This window comes from Clostridium chromiireducens (assembly GCF_003575225.1).
GTDB lineage: Bacteria > Bacillota > Clostridia > Clostridiales > Clostridiaceae > Clostridium > Clostridium chromiireducens.
Map to the genome: position 1 here is coordinate 606,703 of NZ_QXDJ01000001.1, position 20,504 is coordinate 627,206.

At 30.0% G+C, this 20,504-nt stretch carries 16 protein-coding genes; 2 read left to right on the top strand and 14 right to left on the bottom strand.

Annotated features, from left to right (window positions below):
• Positions 1 to 143: 143 nt before the first annotated feature.
• A complete protein-coding gene (locus D2A34_RS02525; RefSeq protein WP_079440341.1) occupies positions 144 to 1,451 on the bottom strand; it encodes an ABC transporter substrate-binding protein in 1,308 nt (435 codons plus the stop codon).
• Positions 1,452 to 2,090: 639 nt separating this feature from the next.
• Here D2A34_RS02525 and D2A34_RS02530 point away from each other — a divergent pair.
• Positions 2,091 to 3,071, top strand: a complete 981-nt coding sequence (locus tag D2A34_RS02530; RefSeq protein ID WP_119365637.1) for a LacI family DNA-binding transcriptional regulator — start codon at positions 2,091 to 2,093, stop codon at positions 3,069 to 3,071.
• A gap of 525 nt (positions 3,072 to 3,596) precedes the next feature.
• Here D2A34_RS02530 and splB read toward each other — a convergent pair.
• From splB to D2A34_RS02595, 13 genes are all read right to left on the bottom strand, one after another.
• Complete coding sequence (gene splB, locus D2A34_RS02535; RefSeq protein WP_079440343.1) at positions 3,597 to 4,619, bottom strand: spore photoproduct lyase; 1,023 nt, start codon at positions 4,617 to 4,619, stop codon at positions 3,597 to 3,599.
• A 305-nt stretch (positions 4,620 to 4,924) separates the two neighbouring features.
• Complete coding sequence (locus tag D2A34_RS02540) at positions 4,925 to 5,440, bottom strand: hypothetical protein (protein WP_079440344.1); 516 nt, start codon at positions 5,438 to 5,440, stop codon at positions 4,925 to 4,927.
• Positions 5,441 to 5,857: 417 nt separating this feature from the next.
• Entirely contained in the window at positions 5,858 to 7,966 is a 2,109-nt protein-coding gene (locus D2A34_RS02545) for a sensor domain-containing diguanylate cyclase (RefSeq protein ID WP_079440345.1), read from the bottom strand.
• Between the two features lie 17 nt (positions 7,967 to 7,983).
• A complete protein-coding gene (locus D2A34_RS02550; RefSeq protein WP_119365638.1) occupies positions 7,984 to 9,414 on the bottom strand; it encodes an extracellular solute-binding protein in 1,431 nt (476 codons plus the stop codon).
• A gap of 448 nt (positions 9,415 to 9,862) precedes the next feature.
• Complete coding sequence (nspC, locus tag D2A34_RS02555; protein ID WP_119365639.1) at positions 9,863 to 11,005, bottom strand: carboxynorspermidine decarboxylase; 1,143 nt, start codon at positions 11,003 to 11,005, stop codon at positions 9,863 to 9,865.
• A gap of 687 nt (positions 11,006 to 11,692) precedes the next feature.
• Complete coding sequence (locus D2A34_RS02560; RefSeq protein WP_079440348.1) at positions 11,693 to 12,895, bottom strand: saccharopine dehydrogenase family protein; 1,203 nt, start codon at positions 12,893 to 12,895, stop codon at positions 11,693 to 11,695.
• 99 nt (positions 12,896 to 12,994) lie between these two features.
• Positions 12,995 to 13,849: a polyamine aminopropyltransferase gene (speE, locus tag D2A34_RS02565; protein ID WP_079440349.1), complete on the bottom strand. Its 855-nt coding sequence runs from the start codon at positions 13,847 to 13,849 to the stop codon at positions 12,995 to 12,997.
• Positions 13,850 to 15,307 (bottom strand): aminotransferase class I/II-fold pyridoxal phosphate-dependent enzyme, encoded by a 1,458-nt coding sequence (locus tag D2A34_RS02570; protein ID WP_079440392.1) that lies wholly within the window; start codon positions 15,305 to 15,307, stop codon positions 13,850 to 13,852.
• A 17-nt stretch (positions 15,308 to 15,324) separates the two neighbouring features.
• Positions 15,325 to 16,143, bottom strand: coding sequence for an adenosylmethionine decarboxylase (speD, locus tag D2A34_RS02575; protein ID WP_182629296.1), 819 nt, complete (start codon positions 16,141 to 16,143; stop codon positions 15,325 to 15,327).
• Positions 16,144 to 16,329: 186 nt separating this feature from the next.
• Positions 16,330 to 17,022 carry a hypothetical protein gene (locus D2A34_RS02580; RefSeq protein WP_079440351.1) on the bottom strand — a complete coding sequence of 231 codons (693 nt, stop codon included), beginning with the start codon at positions 17,020 to 17,022 and terminating at the stop codon, positions 16,330 to 16,332.
• A gap of 243 nt (positions 17,023 to 17,265) precedes the next feature.
• The gene (locus D2A34_RS02585; RefSeq protein WP_079440352.1) at positions 17,266 to 17,868 is read right to left on the bottom strand and encodes an HAD family hydrolase; all 603 of its coding nucleotides are present in this window, start codon (positions 17,866 to 17,868) and stop codon (positions 17,266 to 17,268) included.
• 135 nt (positions 17,869 to 18,003) lie between these two features.
• Positions 18,004 to 18,567, bottom strand: coding sequence for an HDIG domain-containing metalloprotein (locus D2A34_RS02590; protein WP_119365640.1), 564 nt, complete (start codon positions 18,565 to 18,567; stop codon positions 18,004 to 18,006).
• Between the two features lie 198 nt (positions 18,568 to 18,765).
• Entirely contained in the window at positions 18,766 to 19,575 is an 810-nt protein-coding gene (locus D2A34_RS02595) for a hypothetical protein (protein WP_079440354.1), read from the bottom strand.
• A 269-nt stretch (positions 19,576 to 19,844) separates the two neighbouring features.
• On the opposite strand from D2A34_RS02595, the gene D2A34_RS02600 reads away from it, so the two are divergent.
• The gene (locus D2A34_RS02600; protein ID WP_119365641.1) at positions 19,845 to 20,318 is read left to right on the top strand and encodes an RNA-binding protein; all 474 of its coding nucleotides are present in this window, start codon (positions 19,845 to 19,847) and stop codon (positions 20,316 to 20,318) included.
• Positions 20,319 to 20,504 lie beyond the last annotated feature (186 nt).

Below are 20,504 nucleotides of genomic sequence, written 5' to 3' on the forward strand. Positions count from 1 at the left end.
TGCATCCGTAACACTCCATTTAATCTGGATATAACGGCTGCACGTTCCTGGACTAGGTGCCCCTTGAGGGTATAAGTTCAACTAAGATTCAGATAGAGATCAAACTCCACCTGAATCAAGTTTCACTTATTTCTTTTATATTATTATTTAACGTTCTTCCAGTAATTTTGAATATCAGTAGCTAAAGCTGCTTTATCACTCTTACCATCAAGATATTTTTGCATTGAACCTCCAACTTGTGCCCAATGATCTCCAGGTAATGTTGTCATAGGAGCTATAACTTTTTTGCTTTCCACGTATTTCTTGATAGATTTTCCAAGAGGATCAGCTATTTCTAATTTAACATTTGAGAAGGCTGGAATTAAACTAGCTTTATTAACCAAGAAATCTTGTCCATTATCGCTGTATACTAACCATTCTAAAAATTTCTTTGCTGCTGCTTGTTGATCAGCATCATTGTTTTTAGTATCTACACCAATAAATTTAGCTGGTCCTGCGTATATTTGTGAATTACCATAATCATCTGCGTTGTTACTTACTGGAACTGGTATAAATCCATATTGCCCATTAGCTTGGTCAAATTCTTTAATTTGTGGCCATGCCCAGTTACCCATAAACCAGAAAGCTGCCTTACCGGTACCTAAATATTCAGGTGCTTTTTCATAAGTTCCAGCCAGTGGAGCTGATTTATCTATATTATTTGCTTTTAAAACATCAAAAGTTGTCATTACTCCGTTAAATACAGCATTACTGCTTAAATCAACTTTTCCAGCCTTTATATCTTGTACAAATTTATCTGCTGCTCCAGCTTCTTTTGATTGATCTAAATATGCTATTGGTAAGAAATGTGCTCCTAATGACCAATCCATTGGTGAAAGAACCATTGGTGACACTCCAATACCTTGTATTTTTTGGAATGCTGCTTCTAAATCCTTAGTAGTTTTGATAGTAGTTGGATCTACTCCAGCTTTATCTAATACTGTTTTGTTATATATTAATCCAAATCCTTCAATAGATAATGGGAATCCCACTTGCTTTCCATCTATTTTAGCTGCATCTAAAGCTCCTTCTGATGCATCTTTAGCCCATTTTTCTGATGAAAGATCTGCAAATTTATCTGCAAACTTAGGAATGTCATTAGGGTCAAGCATACTTAAAGATGGTGCATTTCCAGCTGCATACATTGAAGACACCTTTTGGAATGGTGATTCTCCAGCACCAGCTTGAACAATATCTACTGTGATATTAGGATTTTCTTTTGTAAAAGATTTTGTTGCATCTTCTAGTTGAGTTGCAATCTCCCCTTTTGTGTTAAGAAACGTTATTTTAACATTTTTTCCTGATGAACCTTTATCACCAGTTGAACTTCCACCACTGGAACCACAACCAGCTAATAAAGAAACTGTTAACACTGCTGTTGTTAAAATAGATACCAATTTTGACTTTTTCATAATATTCCCCCCGTTTAATATTGATTAACCAAAAGTTATAATATCCTTTGATTTAATCCTTTAATTTGAAATTATATATAAATAACTTTTTCCGATCCTAAAACCCTAGGAATGGATTAAATTATAAATATCGTTATAAATATCAATTCACTCTTGAAAACATTTACTATTTGAATTTATTATATATCCACGTTAACAACATGTCAACGGGTTGTCATACATTTTTAAAAAAATTCCTTGATTTTTTATACCCATATAACAATTAACTCTTTTTTGTATAACAAATCTTTTTTTACACTTCACTATCTTTTTCATAAGGATTCATAGAAAAAATATACTTTCACTAAAAGTAACTAAAGGCTGACAATTCTTTATATACACTGACTTTACGCACTCTAAAGCGATTTCATCCATTCAATTCACAAATCCCGTGCATGAACCTTTTTGTAATATTTCTTTCATCATTCAGCCTATTCCAAGTGCTTGTAGTTAAATCGTTATGCCCCAACAAGAATTACTATAAACATAAACTTTTCTTTTTTTATATGTCAACTCATGTTAACATATTGCTATAGATTTTTTTCTCTTTTCAAGTTATATTTAATATAGTAATTTTTTAATACGTAAGGAAGTGATCTTTTGCCTAACATAAAAGACGTTGCTAATCGTGCTGGTGTTTCAGTAACGACAGTATCTAGAATCATGAATAATAGAGGCTACATATCCGAAAGCACAAGAAAGAAAGTATATGATGCCATGGAAGAATTAAATTACCACCCAAATGAAATGGCTAAAAGTTTATATACAAAAAAATCTAATTTAATTGGATTAATATTACCTGATGTAAGCATTCCATTTTACGCTGAAGAAGCAAAACATATCGAAGAAGCTTTATACATGAATGGTTACAAACTGCTCTTATGTAATGCAAGTAATAACTGCATTCGTGAAAAAGAATATATCGCTATGTTACAAAGAAATCAAGTTGATGGAATAATTATCGGGAGCCACACTTTAAAATTAGAAGAATACACAAAGTTAAAGCTTCCAATTATTGCTTTGGACAGATTCCTTGGAAAAGATATACCTGTAATATCTGCCGATCACACTCAAGGCGGTTCCTTAGCTGCAAACGAGTTTATACGCCTCGGCTGCAAAAATGTCATTCAATTTATAGGGAACACTCAAGTAGCTACACCTGCAAATGAAAAGAACTCTACATTCTCTGAAATAATGAAAAATAATAATATTAATTGTGTAAATATAGAATTTCCAGTAAATTTCTTTTCATTCGAAAACTATCTACCTTTTATAAAAACAGCATTAGATGCTAATCCAAACGTTGATGGCATATTTGCTGTTGATACCATAGCATTTGCAGTAATAAAAGAATTATCCTTCCGCAACTTAAAAGTACCTAGTGATGTAAAAATTATAGGCTATGATGGAATTGCTATCGGAAGCATCATTGCTCCGATTCTCACTACAATCAAACAACCTATAAGAGATATAGCAAATTCCGCAGTGTCGACTCTGCTATATCTAATTAATAACGATAGCACTATAGTTCCTAGTGACATAAAATTGCCTGTAATGCTATCTCAAGGTCAAACAACCTAATACTACTAAATAAACTTCAAACATTTTTTACACTCGAATCCTGAATGTATATGTTAACCTGTTAACATATACATTTTTTTGCCTTATATTAATATCATTTTTAAATTATATATTGTTTTATCTTTTCTTCTTCGTCATATTATTTAAAATCGTTTTCACATTTATGATATCAGTTCCATACAGATTGTGTCAAGTCCTTTTTATAAACAAATAACTTATTGCATATAAGTTTTTCTCATACCAAACCTAACAGGCTAAATTATAAGTATTATCTAGTCCTTCCTATCCCGTTAAATTTCAATATTTCCAAAGTATTATATTCAAAATATAATTTCAAATTTTCACAAGGTATCAGTTCCACACAAATTAAATGCACATAAAATTATTATCTTACACAAATTTCCATATTCAAATTCTATAATTCTAATAATATTAGAATTATTAACAAATGGCGGAGCTTATGTAAGTCCGCCATTTTTTAATATACTGCGATGAGATATTGTATTTGATAAATATGACTTTGGATCATATAACATATTTAACTTCATTATTTTCAAATAGCTTTTCTATTTCTTCTATAAAAAATTGTTTAATTTCATCTATATTTTCTTTTTGATATACATACTTTCCATATCCGAACTGACCATATTTAAATTTGCGTTCTTCATCGTTCATTGGTAGTTCACTTTCAGGAAATACTTGAAGTATTATATTTTTAGCTGTTGAGGTATAGCGATGAGATATTATCTCAAAAGTTACTGGTGTTTTTAAATCTTTTGGTAATTTACTACTTAAACTTAGTAATAAATCATGATACTCTTCTTTCCAATTTGGATAAAGAAATACAGGCGCAACCAAAAAACCTATTGGATACCCTGCTTTAGCCGCTTTTATACTCGCCTCTATTCTTAGATCTCTAGAAGCTGTTGCATGTTCATATTTATCTATAACTGAAGATGTATTAATACTAAATCTTATTTCAGTATGACCATTATGTTCTAAATCCAGTAAAGTATCTACATCGTTATACTTTGTTACAAACCTAAATCTGGCATTTTGGTTCTTTCCAAAGAATACTATAGCCTTCTCAAGAGAATGTGTGTAAGGCTCTACAGGTATAGGATCAGATGTAGCCGCCCCTTCAAATATAGTTATTTCAGGTAATCTCTCATCTATATATTTTTTAGCCTGCGCTAAGATCTCATCGATATTTACATGAACTTTGACAAAAGGTTTGTCTCCGAGTTTTGTATTTAAATAACAGTATTCACACTGTCCCATACATCCTGATATTAGTGGCAGCTGATAATGTGCCGAAGGTTTACAGGATTGAAATTTCAAACTCTTCTTTGCTCCAACTACTAAAGTCTTTTTTCCTTCCCTATATTGAGCATAAAAGTCTTCTCCCGGGATATGCTGTTTTAATTTATTTGAAGTTACATTTATAATTTCAACATCATCTTTATCCTTAAATTTATTTAAAATTTCTTTACCAGTGTCATAATCTAATGAATCTTTTTCAAATATAATTCTTTTAGGTACAAACATATCTTATTTAAAAACCAGCATATAGATAAACAAACTAAAACTTATGAGATAACTTAAAGTTTTAGCAAATTTGTAAATATGTTTATCACATAAGTCAAATGCTTTATTTGGATATCTATAATTAGTTTTGACTCCTCTCTTTATTATTTTGCGTGTTTGTTTATATATGTTTAGTATTTGCTAAAGCTTATAATATATATACCTAAATTTAGACATAACAAAAAATAACAAGTCTTTCTACCAATCCCTATTTTTCATCATGGTATTTTGATCTTGTTATTTTCTTTAATATTTATTAATTTTAATTATTTAACATTATTCTGTACCTTGTAACTCTCAATTTTATCCTTAAGTTCGTTTACATTTGGTTTTCTATCTATTGATATTTCTTTATTATTATTTAGTTTATAAATAACCGGAACCGGCTCTCCTTTTTTTAGGAACTCTAATTCTGCCGAACGAACAATTGTTGTTACATCTCCGTAAAATTTTTTATAATTCTCGCCCAAGATATCAAGTTCTATTTTTACTTCTGCCTTTCTTCCCGAGTGATTTCCCGTTTCTTTTACTTTTCTAATGAATCCTACACTTTTTACTCCATTTGCTAGTGCTCTTTTATACTTCACTTCTCTTGAAATTATTATTATAAGCGCTATAGCTAAAGGTATAAGTAAGACTAATGCTGGAATAATTAATGGTAAAGCTGCTTTAGTTTCACCTTGATCAGCTTTTGACATAAAATTTTGTGCAATAATATATAAGCTAAAACCTGCAGCTGCTATAATTAGAATTGTTGATAGATAATTCTTATCTTTTTTCATGTTTTTTCTCCTCTTCATATTCTTTAGTGTACAGTATTAAGATTATTCCTCTTTAGATTTTTTATTATTAAAAATCATAAAAATTTTTATCACAACTTTATTGTTAACGTTAACTATTTTCCATAACGTAATATTATTTTACAAAGTTTCGTAAAACTCACCTAATAATATTATATCACAAATACAAAATTGAGTATGGAAATTTATAAAATATTATGTTCATTAAAATAAATTTCGTTCTTCTCCTCTCATTATATAAATTTAAGCAAAAACAAGGTGATTCAATTCACGACCACCTTATTTTTTATTCCCACATATAATTTTTTGTCATCCCTAATTAATTATTATTATCTCTTGAAAAGAATATTTTATGTAGGCTAATCATTCTTTCAAGATATATTTTTCTTAATTTTCAAATTATAGTGATTCATGTATACAGCAAGTACCTTTATAAGACTTCTTTGCTTTATATAAGGCTTCATCTGCATAATGAAGCAGTTCATCGTAAGTTAGCTCTGCACTCTCAACCCACATTAACCCTGCTGAAATAGTAACAGTTTTAACTTTACCATCTGGTAAGATTAGTGGATAATTTTCTAGATTCATGTAAAAATTATCAATCAAAGCCTTTAGCTCTTCCTTATTTGAAAATCCATATAAGAATAAAACAAATTCATCACCAGATCTTCTTCCCAGTACTTTTTTATCATTCCCAATGGTTTTTAACTGTTCTACAGCTGCTTTGATATAGATATCTCCCCATTTATGCCCATATGTATCATTCATAGTCTTTAAATTATCTAAGTCAAACATTAAAATTCCACAAGTCCCTAAAGTTTCAATATTAGAAAGCATTTCTTGAATACGTATTTGAATGGCTTTTCTATTATAAATCTTTGTAAGAGGATCATAATCTCTTTCTTCTTTAATCATATTTTTTTCTATAATTTCTTCTGTAACATCTAATACAACTCCTATAGTGCTATCAGAATTTTTGACGGTCTTGAATTTTACATACTTATCTGGGGCTTCACTTACTATATAAACACCATCTTCTTGTTGACGGCTTAAAATTTTATTTATTTTTTCTATAAATAGAGCTTTATCAGAAACTATCTTTATCATTTCACTATCATCAATCGAAAGTAGTACTTTTAACTGATCTGTAACAAAAACTCGATCTCTTTCTTCCTTATATTCATAAGCACCTATAGGAACTCCAACCAAATCTATTATCTGAGACATCTTTACTGTTGATTCTAGAAGAGCATTGTTTGCAAACTGTATTGTGCTCGATAGTTCGTCAACCTCCGACAATCCAGTAGCTTCAAGCCTTATGGCTTTACTTTTATCACTTTCTCGTACTTGCTTAGCTAATTTTATAATTGGTTTTGTAAATTTGTAACTGATTATGTAACCACCTATTATTCCAATTAAAATAGAAATCGATAAAGATATCCATAATATATTTTTAATTTTTAAAACATGGCTAAATAATGAGTGTTCTGTCATCATTCCTACAAGATACCACTCTTCCTCCTCAAATGGAGTATTACTTTTATATAATCCAATCTTTTCTATACATCCATAAATATCATCCTTGCTATTACTATTTTCAATTCTATAAATATCTTTCTCTGGACTTATATGGGTTAGTGAAATTTTTTTATCCGAATCAATCATTCGTTTTTGAAGAGCACCAGTCATTATTACAGGTGTTATTTCATCTTCATTTTTTCTTTTATATCCAATTAGGTATCCTAATGAATCTTTTTGCTGTAAATCTGTTGCAGGTAAAGCCTGCGTAAGATAACTTACCGAAATTTCAACACCTATGACACCTCTTAAGTTGTTATCTTTATCAAAGAATGGTTCCGAATAAGTGATTATTTGTTGATCCTTTGGGAACAACTTAAATGGTACACTCCAGTAACTTAATAATTTAGAATCGTTTGATAAATAAGCTTTTTCATAAGGCTTTCTATAAAAATCTTCATTATCTTCTGTTAATTTCATTCTGTAATTCCAGTCTTCATCTAGAGGTACATTAATCTCCTTTGCCAATTCATAAGGTCCTATTAGAAAATATAAATCTTTATTATTATAATCATTGAATAAAGGATCATAATCTCTTAAATAGAGAGCAGAATGTTCCCCTTTGTTATTCTCATCATTTAAAATGAGAAATACTCCTGTAGTTTGTGTTGTCCTTAACATTGAAATCAAATATTTAGCTGCATCACTAAAGAATATCTCATTATTGCCATTTTTAGATATAGATTTCGATATTTCCGACACATATGCATCCATATTTATCCAACGATTGCTCATTTCTCTCTGCATATAATCTTTTCTATTACTTACTTTATCAGATAACGAACTATAAGCTATATCTTTTCCCTGACTTAATACACCACCAAGAACAATTGTGGCAATTAACAAGATAGCCTGAAATATAATAATCACTATAACGAAAGAGGTTAATTTAAATATTATTGATTTCTTATCAAACCTCGTAAAATTCATTTTCCTCAAGCCTTTCTTTATTTAGACATAATCTTTTCTACTTCTTGACTAAACTGCTGATACCATCTATTAAAATTTTCCTCTGAAATTAATGATTCTATAACTTTTGAGCGTTCTTCACCCGTCGCTACTCTTGCTTCTAATTTTTCTAAGTCTTTTTGTACAAAATTAAATAGATTATTCTCTAATAATGCACGCATATCATAACTTCCATCAAAAGGTCTATTTCCATATAGAATATGAGTATCAAGCATATCAAGAGTTGTATTAATAGATTTTTTAATAGCTTCATTTGAAACTTCTGTTTTATCAACCAATGGTAATATCTTATTTTTTACAAGAGATTCATTTTTTACTGGAAAATATGAGGTAGAAACAGCAAAATCAATGTTTTGTTCTGGTTCTGTGAACCACTTTAGAAATAATGCTGAAGCATATTCATGTGCTTTATCGCTTTTAGTAATACACATTCCTGCTCCTTGTTGTATAGCATAAGGTTTTCCATTTTCAAAGTGTGGATATGGCAATGTAATAATATCTATTGGATATACTTCTTTCTCACTAAAAGCAACCTGTTTTGGAAAATATGCTGCCCCAGCTGTTGAACCTGTATATGCTAAAACAGTTCCAGTTTTAGCATCATCTGAACTAAATCTTCCACTTTTTATGAAATATCCTTTTAAATAAGGTATGTAATAATTTTCCCATATTTTATGGGCTATGTCTTTGCTAAAATTGAGCTTTGCTCTATCCCCAGAATAAGTATAAAACTCTGTTCCTAACTGCATGGAAGCAGACAACATATAATTAGCATTTCCATCAATGCTCAAAAAAGCTCTTCCACTATAATTTTTATATTTTTCAGAAGTTCTAACAACGCCTTCCCAATTATTAAGATCATCAAGGTTTGCTCCAGTTTCTTCTGAAAATTTATCCCAATAAGTTTTATTTAAATATAATATTTCAGTGGATTTTGCTATAGGAAGTATTCTTAATTTTTGATCTGCCCCAAATCTACCTTCTTCTAAAAACTCCTTACGAAATTCCTTTAGTTCATCTTGTGAAAAATATTGTTCTAACTCCACAAGCCCACAGAGCTTATTGGTTCTATACGCATTATCAGGATATGCAGCAAAAATATCTGGCATCACCTGTGAACCTATAGTTTTATTTGCAGCATCATACACGGCATTCGCTAACTGATTAACATCTCCATGACTCTTTGCCTCGACAACAATTCCACGCTCTACCCCAATAGTTTCATTAAATTTATTTATCAGTGCATCAAATTTATCTTTAGTATTGCCATTATAATAGTGCCAAACTGTTATAGTTATAGGCCGCGATGGATTTAACGGTTCTTTTTTACCATTAAAAATTTTATATCCTCCAACAATTAAAAGTGCGATCAAAACCACTAATGATACTAGTAAAATATTTCTTTTCATAAAATCTACCCCCTTGTTTTTTAGTTAAATTCTCCAACATTGCAACAAAAAAATAATTAAAATTTCCCCTAATGATTTGACTTTTTTTGATCTTATTTATAAATATTTATCATATTATATCATAATTAGCTTCAATATAAGTAATATTAAATTTTTCTTAACAATAAATCTCACTACAATTAAATTTTATGAGATTTTTTATTTTTAAAATATTCTTTCCTTTAATATTTTTTTGTGTAAAATAATAATTGTAAATTTTCACATAATAAAAGAGTATATATCTCTTTTATTAGAAATATATACTCTCTCATTTTTGAAACTACTCGACATCTTATTATCCATTGAACAATTGATTCATTTTCGTCTTTTAGAATATTATTATAAAACAATTTGCATTTTTCCAAATCATGGATTTATCTCACACTTCTTACTCTTTGATTGTATAAGATTACGATAATCTAGATTTAAAATCTTCATATCCGAATTCTTTTATTACTTCAACACCTTTTTCCTCGCTATACTTTACAATTGCAGGAAGATTAACTCCATTAAAGGTATTATTTTTAACCATTGAATAAATAGCCATATCACAAAATACAAGCTTATCTCCTGGCTTTAATGGTTCCTTAAATGAATAATCCCCTATAATATCACCTGCAAGGCAAGTTGGCCCTGCAAATCTATAAGTAAATTCAAATTCATTTGGTTTCCCAGAATCTATAATATTAGGCCTATAAGGCATTGCAAGTACATCTGGCATATGACATTCAGCCGATGTATCTAATATTGCTATATCCATTCCATTTTTCATCGTATCTAAAACCGTCGCTACTAAAAAGCCTGTATTTAAAGCAATGGCTTCACCTGGTTCAAGATACACTTCTACCCCATACTTATCTTTTATGAAGTTAATAGATCTTATTAGAGTCTCTAAATCATAATCTTCTCTAGTAATATGATGACCTCCACCAAAGTTAATCCATTTCATTTTCTTAATGTACTTTCCAAATTTCTCATCTACCACTTTTATTGTACGTTCAAGGGTATCAGAATTCTGCTCACACATTGTATGAAAATGTAATCCATCTATTCCATCAAGTTCATCTTCTTCAAAGTTAGCTAACGTAACTCCCATTCTTGAATTCTCAAAACATGGATTGTATATATCTGTCTCTATCTCAGAATACTCAGGATTAATCCGAATAGCACATTCAATTTTCTTTCCTTCATAGTTCTTAACCTTATCTTTATATTTTTTCCACTGGCTAAATGAATTAAATACTATATGATCACTATATTTCATTATTTCATCAAATTCATCTTCCCTATATGCAGGTGCGTAAATATGTACTTCCTTACCCATTTCTTCATATCCAAGTCTAGCTTCATGTAACGAACTTGATGTAACACCTTTTAAATATTTTCCTATTAAAGGGAAAGTTGAAAACATCGAGAACGCCTTTGTTGCAAGTATAATATTTGCACCAGTTTCCTTTTGCACATAATCTAACGCTTCCAAATTCTTTTTAATAAGCCTTTCATCAACCACATAACATGGTGATGGTAACTTACTTAAATCTATATCTTTCATCAAATCACCAAACCTTTTTAATTATGTTTTATAGATAACAAAAATGATAATTTCACTTTAACATATGACTTATCGAAATGAGTAACATACTTTTATTCCAGTTTCTAAGGAATTTGATGGGTGATTCTAAGACCAAAAGTTGTACCCAAAATGCTAGCTTCAAAGACAAGCTTTGAACTAGCATATTTGGAACAACTTTTAATCTAAGAATCACAACCATAAAAATTCCTTATGAAACATTCCACAAAAGTATGTTACTCATTTCTAGTTAAGATATATTTAAAAGTATAAATATAATTCATAGTATGTTATCTATATAAATGACAACAATAAGTCGTGCCAATAATCTCTCAAAAATTTTCCAACACCTTTTTCTTATTCTATAATTTATAATTTTATCTCTAGAAACTTTTTACTTAATATTACTTTTCATTAGGTAAAATTCACATGGATTTGCTAAACTTATGTGCGTACCTATAATAGAAATCAAATACATTTGAAAATGAGCTGTTTAAGGTTCTTAAGCCAGGTTGTTCCATTCTCTGCCTGTCACAATTAACATTTGGAACAGGCAGGAATGGGTACAACCTGGCATTTAGAACCTTCAGCAAAATTTTCATTAGTCCTGTGGAATACAAATGTATTTGATTTCGCTTAGTTATCACATAATTAAGAAGTTTCGCAAGTTTATTTAACTAAAGTTGGAGCAAAATCTTCTTTCCATGGTAATCCCCATTTATTTAATTCTTCCATAAATGGATCTGGATCAAATTCTTCTACATTATATACTCCTGGTTTCTTCCATAAGCCTCTTAGGATTAAGCTTGCACCTATCATAGCTGGAACTCCAGTTGTATAAGAAATTGCTTGAGATCCAACTTCTTTATAACACTCTTCATGATCACAAACATTGTAAACATAATAAGTTTTGTCTTTTCCATCTTTTTTACCTTGGAAAATACATCCTATATTAGTTTTACCTTTTGTTCTTGGTCCAAGTGATGCTGGATCTGGTAAAACTGCTTTTAGGAATTGTAATGGTACTATTTGCTTTCCTTCAAATTCAATTGGTTCAATTGAAGTCATACCAACATTTTCAAGTACATTTAAATGCGTTATATACTTTTGAGAGAATGTCATCCAGAATCTAATTCTCTTAATTCCTTTAATATTTATTCCTAAAGATTCTAATTCTTCATGATGTAATAAATACATGTCCTTTGGTCCTATTTCTGGGAAATCATAAACTTTCTTTATTTCAAGAGGTTCTGTTTCTATCCATTTACCTTCTTCCCAATAACTACCTGGAGCCGTGATTTCACGAATATTTATTTCTGGGTTAAAGTTAGTTGCAAATGGATATCCATGGTCACCAGCATTAGCATCTAATATATCAATATAATTTATTTCATCAAAATAATGTTTTTGAGCATAAGCACTGAATACCCCAGTAACACCTGGATCGAATCCGCTTCCAAGTAATGCAGTTAAACCTGCTTTTTCAAATTTTTCTCTATATGCCCATTGCCACTTATATTCAAACTTAGCTGTATCAAGTGGTTCATAATTAGCTGTATCTACATAATGAACTTTTGTTTCTAAACAAGCATCCATGATTGTTAAATCTTGATATGGAAGTGCAAGGTTTATTACTACTTCTGGTTTAAATTTATTTATAAGAGCTACTAATTCTGGCACATTATCAGCATCTACTTGAGCTGTATGTATTATAGTTTTAGTCTTTCCTTCTAATGAAGCCTTTATAGCATCACATTTTGATAATGTTCTACTAGCTATACAAATTTCCTCGAATACCTCTGAGTTTTGACAACATTTATGAATAGCAACGCTAGCAACACCACCAGCACCAATAATTAAAGCTTTTCCCATTTTGATTCCTCCATTTTCTATAAAGTGAAACTTTTCAGTTGAAACTTATATTCCAACTGAATTTAGCAAACAATCTAATTCTATTATATAATAATTATTCTAATCAGTAAGTCCACTTAACATATCTTTAACGTAAGTTGGCAATGCAAAGCAGCCTACATGAAGATCTGTATTATAGTATTTTGTTTTTATTCCTAATTTATTCCACGCCTCTGCATTTAAATCCTTAATAGGATGGTATTTTTTTGAAGCAAATCCAAATAACCAATGTCCTGATGGATATGTTGGAATATGAGCTTGATATACCCTAATGATTGGAAAGAATTTTGTTATTTTTTCGTGAGCTTCTTTCATTGCAGCTGCATCATTATCATAGTATGGACTTTCATGTTGATTAACTAAAATTCCATCTTCTTTTAATGCTTTATAGCAATTCCCATAGAACTCCTTAGTAAATAATCCTTCCCCTGGTCCAAAAGGATCTGTAGAATCTACTATGATTAAATCATATTCGTTTTCCTTATCTCTTATAAATTTCAAGCCATCTTCATAAAATTTATTTACTCTTTTATCGTCAAGCATACATGCAGTTAGTGGAAAGTATTCCCTACAAACATCAACAACTCTCTCATCAATTTCAACCATGTCTATTTTTTCAACTGAGTCATATCTTGCAAGTTCTCTTATTGTTCCACCGTCACCAGCACCTATAACTAAAACATTTTTAATATTTGGATTAGTCGCCATTGGTACATGAACTATCATATCATGGTAAATAAATTCATCTTTTTCAGTTACCATCATTAATCCATCTAGTGTGAAAAACCTTCCGAATTCCTTAGCTTCAAGTACATCTATTCTTTGGAATTCAGTTTTTTCAGTATGTATTTCCTTTTCAACTTTAATTGAAAATCTTACATTTTCTGTATGTTGTTCTGTATACCATAACTCCATTTACTTGTCCTCCACAATATTAATATTTTCAATTTTAGTATCTTCCGTTCCAGTTAAAAAACAGCCTTTTTCTTTTGCATAACTTATATAATCCAATATTTCCTTTGTTATCTTTTCTCCCGGAGCAAGAATCGGTATTCCTGGTGGATAACACATAACAAACTCAGCACATATTTTATCATTGCTTTCATTTAATGGAACTGAAGTTTTTTGCGAATAAAAAGCCTCCTGAGGAGTTAGTATAACTTCTGGGTCTATATACTCATGATCAAACATTCCCATTTTATCTGTTGAATGTAATCTCTTAATCTCAGATAACGAAGATATCAATCTTTCGATCGCAAGGCTACGATCTCCAACAGAAATTATTGCTAAAATATTAGCAATATCCCCTAGTTCAATTTGTATACCATATTCATCTCTTAATAGGTCATATACTTCTATTCCAGCAAGACCTATTTCTCTAGTAAATACAGATAACTTTGTTGTGTCAAAGTCATAAACCGCGTCATTATCAATTAGTTCCTTAGAAAAAGCATAATAACCACCAATTTTATTAATTTCACCTCTAGCATATTCAGAAATTTCCTTCACCTTTTTGAAAATTTCTTTACCATGAAGCACAAGATCTCTTCTTGCCAAGTCAAGTGATGACATTAAAAGATACGAACCGCTTGTAGTTTGAGTCAAATTAATTATTTGACGAACATATCCAATTTGCAGGTCACAATTAAGCAATAAAAAAGAACTTTGAGTCAAAGAACCACCAGTTTTATGCATGCTAACTGCTGCCATATCCGCTCCTGCAGCAACAGCTGACATTGGCATGTCTTCTCCAAAATAAAAATGCGTCCCATGCGCCTCATCTACTAGTACATACATTCCATTTTCATGAGCTAGTTTTGTTATTTCTTTTAAATTTGAGCAGATCCCATAATAAGTCGGATTATTAACGAATATCGCTTTTGCATCTGGGTTTTCTTTAATTGCTCTTTTTACATCTTCAACTGACATACCAAGTGGTATTCCAAGCTGCTTATTTGTACCTGGATTTATATAAACTGGAATTGCTCCGCTAATTATTAAAGCATTTATAGCACTTCTATGCACATTACGAGGCATTATAATCTTTTCGCCTTTTTTACATACACTCATAACCATTGCCTGAACTGCTGAACTTGTTCCATTTACCATTAAGAATGCGTGTTTTGAACCAAATGCATCAGCTGCAAGCTCTTCAGCCTCTCTTATAACTGATACCGGGTGAATAAGGTTATCAAGTGGTTTCATTGAATTTACATCTACTGATAGACATTGTTCCCCCAGAAATTCCCTAAGCATATCATTTCCTCGTCCTTGCTTATGTCCTGGTACATCAAATGGAACCACCCTAGCCTTTTTATATTCTACTAACGCTTCATAAATTGGTGCTCTTGAGTGGGATTCTTTATTCTTCATTTCCATTCATCCCCCCATTAATATATATTAGTTCCACTAAAAATCTCAATCATCTCTTTCCTTAAGTTGTTTTCAATTTCAAGCCTTTGTTTTGGCCTAATTTCATAAACATCTCTATTAAAAAGATAATTTTGAAGTTCAATTTCTTTAATTAACATTTTAGTATGAAATATATTCGATTGATATACATTTATATCCATTGCATCGTATTTCTTCAAAGTGCCTTCATCAATATAATCTTGTATTGATGTTATTTTGTGATCAATAAACAGTTTCTTACCATCAACATCTCGAGTAAAGCCTCTTACACGATAATCTATTGTTATGATGTCTGAATCAAAACTTCCTATAAGATAGTTTAATGCATTTAAAGGAGAAACCTCTCCACAAGTGGCTACATCAATATCAACACGAAAAGTAGCAATTGAGTTATCTGGATGATACTCTGGGTAAGTATGCACAGTAACATGACTCTTATCTAAGTGACCTACAACAGTATCCCTAGTATTCAAAATGTCAATTTCACCTTTATTACAAGATGCATCTATTTCTTTGACTGCTAGAGTCTGCTCTGATACTAGAATAGTTACACTTGCTCCCTGAGGATCATAGTCTTGTTTTGAAATATTAAGTACATGTGCGCCAATACTTTCCGTTACATCACACAGAATTCTAGTAAGTCTTTCTGAATTGTATTGCTCATCAATATAAGCAATATAGTCCTTTTGCTCGCGCTCACTTTTTGCATAGCATACATCATAGATGTTAAAGCTAAGTGTTTTTGTGAGGTTGTTAAAGCCGTATAACTTCAGCTTGTTTTCCAACCCTAACATCACAACCTTTCTGGCATAAATTAAGTTCTATTTATCATACAACATTGACATTTTACTATATTATCTTTAAAAATGCTACTGTTTATGACAATATTTCTTTAATAGCTTTAATAAATTTATTTAAACTCGATTATACTCTGTTTTATTTTAAATTCCTCTGATTTCCTTTGCAAATAAATCAATATATCATTAACTATTTTTTCTCATTGCTCTTTCTTTTACATATTGATTATATTCTTCTATAGAATAAATTTCTGGCTCTCTAACTTCTTCTAAGAAATGCGAAGCTTCAGCATCAGCATTGCTAAAAGCTAAAACTGATTTATACATTTCTATAGCTTTATTATAATCTCTATATTCATCCTTAGGTACATACGCTCCCATATGCCATCTTATCATTAAACATTCTTCTAATGATAACTTAACAAATTGCTGAAGTAAAATTACACTTTTTTCTCCATGCCCTAGAGGGATCTTATCATCAAACTCATAAGATGCATACCCTATCCATTTTCCTGTCATCTCATCTTTTTTTAACCTCATAGTTTTTTCATAAAGGTTACATTTACAAAGATCATGTAAATATCCTGTTAAATACATCGTATCATTACTTAATCCTATCTTATACTGTTTATTTTTTTGGATTAGTAATTCAACTACATTATCGGAATGATATGCGAGGCCTCCATCATAATTCGAATGAAATTTTGTAGATGCTGGTGCTGTAAAATAATCTGTTCTTTCCACAAGGTATTTTATTAATTCATCTATTCCATCTCTTTTAATTGAGCTTAATCTTTCTATAATTTTATCTTTCAATTCTTGCATCTCTTGGTCTGCTTTCGCTTTCGTCAATTCCTTTAGGTCACGTAAATCACTCATTAATACATCTCCTTACATCGATTAAGTTCGTATAAATTTTATTTTTTTCCTATAAACATATATATTCATTATTTATGCTTACTTTATTATTTTAACACTTTTAGAAAAAAACTCATATCATTATGATACGAGTTTCTAATAAAATATTCATTATAAACTTAATCCTTATTGGAACATATATTATACATTATGTTATCCAATAAATATACTTTAATACATGATTAATCTTCTTGTGCCTTATATCTAAATACTAATATTTAATTTTTCCAATTCTATTTGTAGATCTACTGGATTTTTTAACACAATTCCTTTTAATCCAAGTTTAATAGCTGCTTCAACATTTTCTTCCATATCATCAACAAAAACTGTTGAATCTATTTCTAATTTATACTTTTTTATAATTTTTTCATATATTTCTTTTTCTGGCTTTAGCAACTTTTCTTTATATGAAACTACACCACCGTTAAACAATTCAAATAAACCATACTTCTTATTTATATATTCAAATGCCGCTAAGTGAAAATTAGATAAGTAATAAACGTTATACTTTTTTTCCTTTAATTTTCTTAAGATATCCACACTGGTTTCTATTTGTATCAACATTTCATACCAATTTTCTAACACCATGTTTAATAAATTTTCATTTTCAAAATTTCTAGAAACTATGTTCTTTATAGCTTCTTTTTCTGTGATTACTCCTCTATCAAGCATTGGCCATTCTTCGCTTTGAAAAATACATTTATATATTTCTTCTAATTTATCTTCACCAATTTTGGATTTAACATATGTTTTTGGATCAAACTCTAACATTACATTTCCTATATCAAATATTATATTCTTAATCATGTTCTCCCCCATTTACCCTTCTCATTAAATATCGGCATCTTTCTAATTTTTATGTTCAAAATCTAGTATTTATCTCACTTCTAAATTAACAACAATTTATCCATACCAATAATAATCTCTATATCAAAGTTTGAATTAAAGACCTATTGATTCAGCTACATCTCTCATTCCTAAAATAGTATTCTCTATGACTTTATCTAACTCCATATCAATCATTTTGCATCCATTCAAAATAACATCCCTATCTACACCTGCTGCAAATCCTTTTGTCTTAAACTTCTTTTTTACTGATTTAACTTCTAAATCCATAACACTTTTTGAAGGTCTCATTAGTGCTGCTGCACTTATAAGTCCTGTAAGTTCATCTATAGTATATAGCACCTTCTCTGCATTGCTTTCAGGCTTAATGTCCACAACTATATTGTATCCATGTGATGCCACTGCCCTAATATAACTTTCCGGCAAATTTTCTTCTCTCATTATTTCCTGAGATTTAACACAATGTTGATCTGGATACATTTCATAATCAATATCATGTAAAAGTCCTATCACTCCCCATAACTTTTCATCTTCACCATAAAGTTTTGCAAAATGTCTCATTGCTCCCTCTACTGCTAAGCCATGTTTTCTAAGTGCATCACTTTTATTATATTTACAAAGAAGATCCCACGCTTTTTCTCTATCTATTTTTTCTTCCATTATATATTACCTCCTTAAGATATATCTAGTTATGTTTTTATATATCCTATTTAAATAAAATAATATCACTATAGTATTTTCCAATCAATATCCATTTTGGTAAATTCACTTACCCTTTCTATGTTAAGGCATATCAAGTATAAAAATTCAACTAATTTAACAACTAAATGCAGGTTTATTTAAACATACAACCTGCATTTATTTCCAATGATCTTCATATTCTTTTTGCAATCTTTTAATTACCTTGTCTTCATCATACCTGTTATAAGGCCACATTTTAGTTTCTATCTTACATCTAACCCACTCGGCTTTTAAGTATATCTGTACAATTTTATCTATATCACAATTTAAACATTCAATTTCACTTTCATAATTTATTATCATATAGTCAATTTCTTTAATCATTTGCTTAATTAATATTGAATCGCCCATGTAAGCCAGCTTAACTTCATTTTTTAATTCTAATAAACTTGGAGTTTCTGCCTTATTAATTGCTTCAATTTTTTTATTGCTTATGGCTATATTTAGAAGCTGCTCTAGTAACTTCTTTTCAGTAATAACATCAATAACTTCTTTAAATTTATCAATGACTTCATTATCATTTTCTGCCTTGTTAACAGTGTTCTTGCAATAGTATGCTAACAAATAACTATTTAGTGCTGCCTTTAATGCATCCACCTTACATATTAACTGACAATCAAGGGTCCCTGTAAAATTCAATTGCATCTTTATTAAAGAAACAACCCTTTCTAATTCCCTTCTAAATTCTATCTTATTTCTTCCATCTCTAGTTCTTACATATAAATTCGTTATGTTACTTAACTCCTTAAGACTTGAAATATGGGTTCTAAGTGTAGTTATCCATATTACTCTGAATCTTGTAATATTATTTATATAAAGTGTCTTTTTATTTTGAAATAAGTTTAATACCCCAGTTAAAAATGTAATTAATAAACCTATAAATGTAATTATATCGATTATTGCTAATTCTAATTCTCCTATTCTCATAAAGTTCTCCTAAGTTTTTTACCTTATATTCTCTAGTTTTCTTTATTCTCCATTAATGTGCAATCAAAAAAATAAAAAAGAACTAAGGTTATATTTCTCAGCCTTAGATTCTATATTTATTTTATTCATTTTTCTTTCTTTTATTCTTTGTTTATTGTCATTAAAGATACTTTATATAATATTTATAATAGTTAATTATTCTTTTTTGTATCCTTTTATGCCTAACTGCAATAAACTATATTAAAACAATTTATAGCAAGGTGGTTAAAATGAATCCATTAATAAATATGCTACTAGCTTCATTTTTTAACGGTATGGGTGGAGGCATGAGAGGCAATCCTATGATGCCTAACCCAAATGGCGGCAACAGCCCAGGCGGTATGAACCCCAATATGATGGGTGGCAATCCTTTATTAAATATGCTCATGGGATCAATGGGTGGCGGTATGGGTAATATGAATGGTAATCCATTAATGAATATGCTAATGGGCAATATGGGCATGGGTAACATGGGTAATCCTAATAATAACCCAATGAACAATATGAATAATGCCAATAATAATCCAATGAATAATATGAACAATAATGGTAATGCCGGAAATAATATGAATGATATTAATTCCCTTTTAAGCATGCTAATGGGCAACCAAAACAACATGGGAATGAATAACATGAATAGTAATGCAAATAACATGAATAATATGAATAACATGGGCAGAAATTCTCGCCATTCAAAAAAGTAAAAAGGATGCCAAATAGGTAGCTTATAAATTAAGCTGCCTATTAAATTTTGTATAAATAGATCGACATATAGATTCAATATCTATAGTAATCTTAGTGCTTTGATTATAGTAAGCCTTTTCTATATTATCTTTTGTACATTCCTACAAAATTTAATTCTATGAAGGAACAGGATAATTTTTCATATT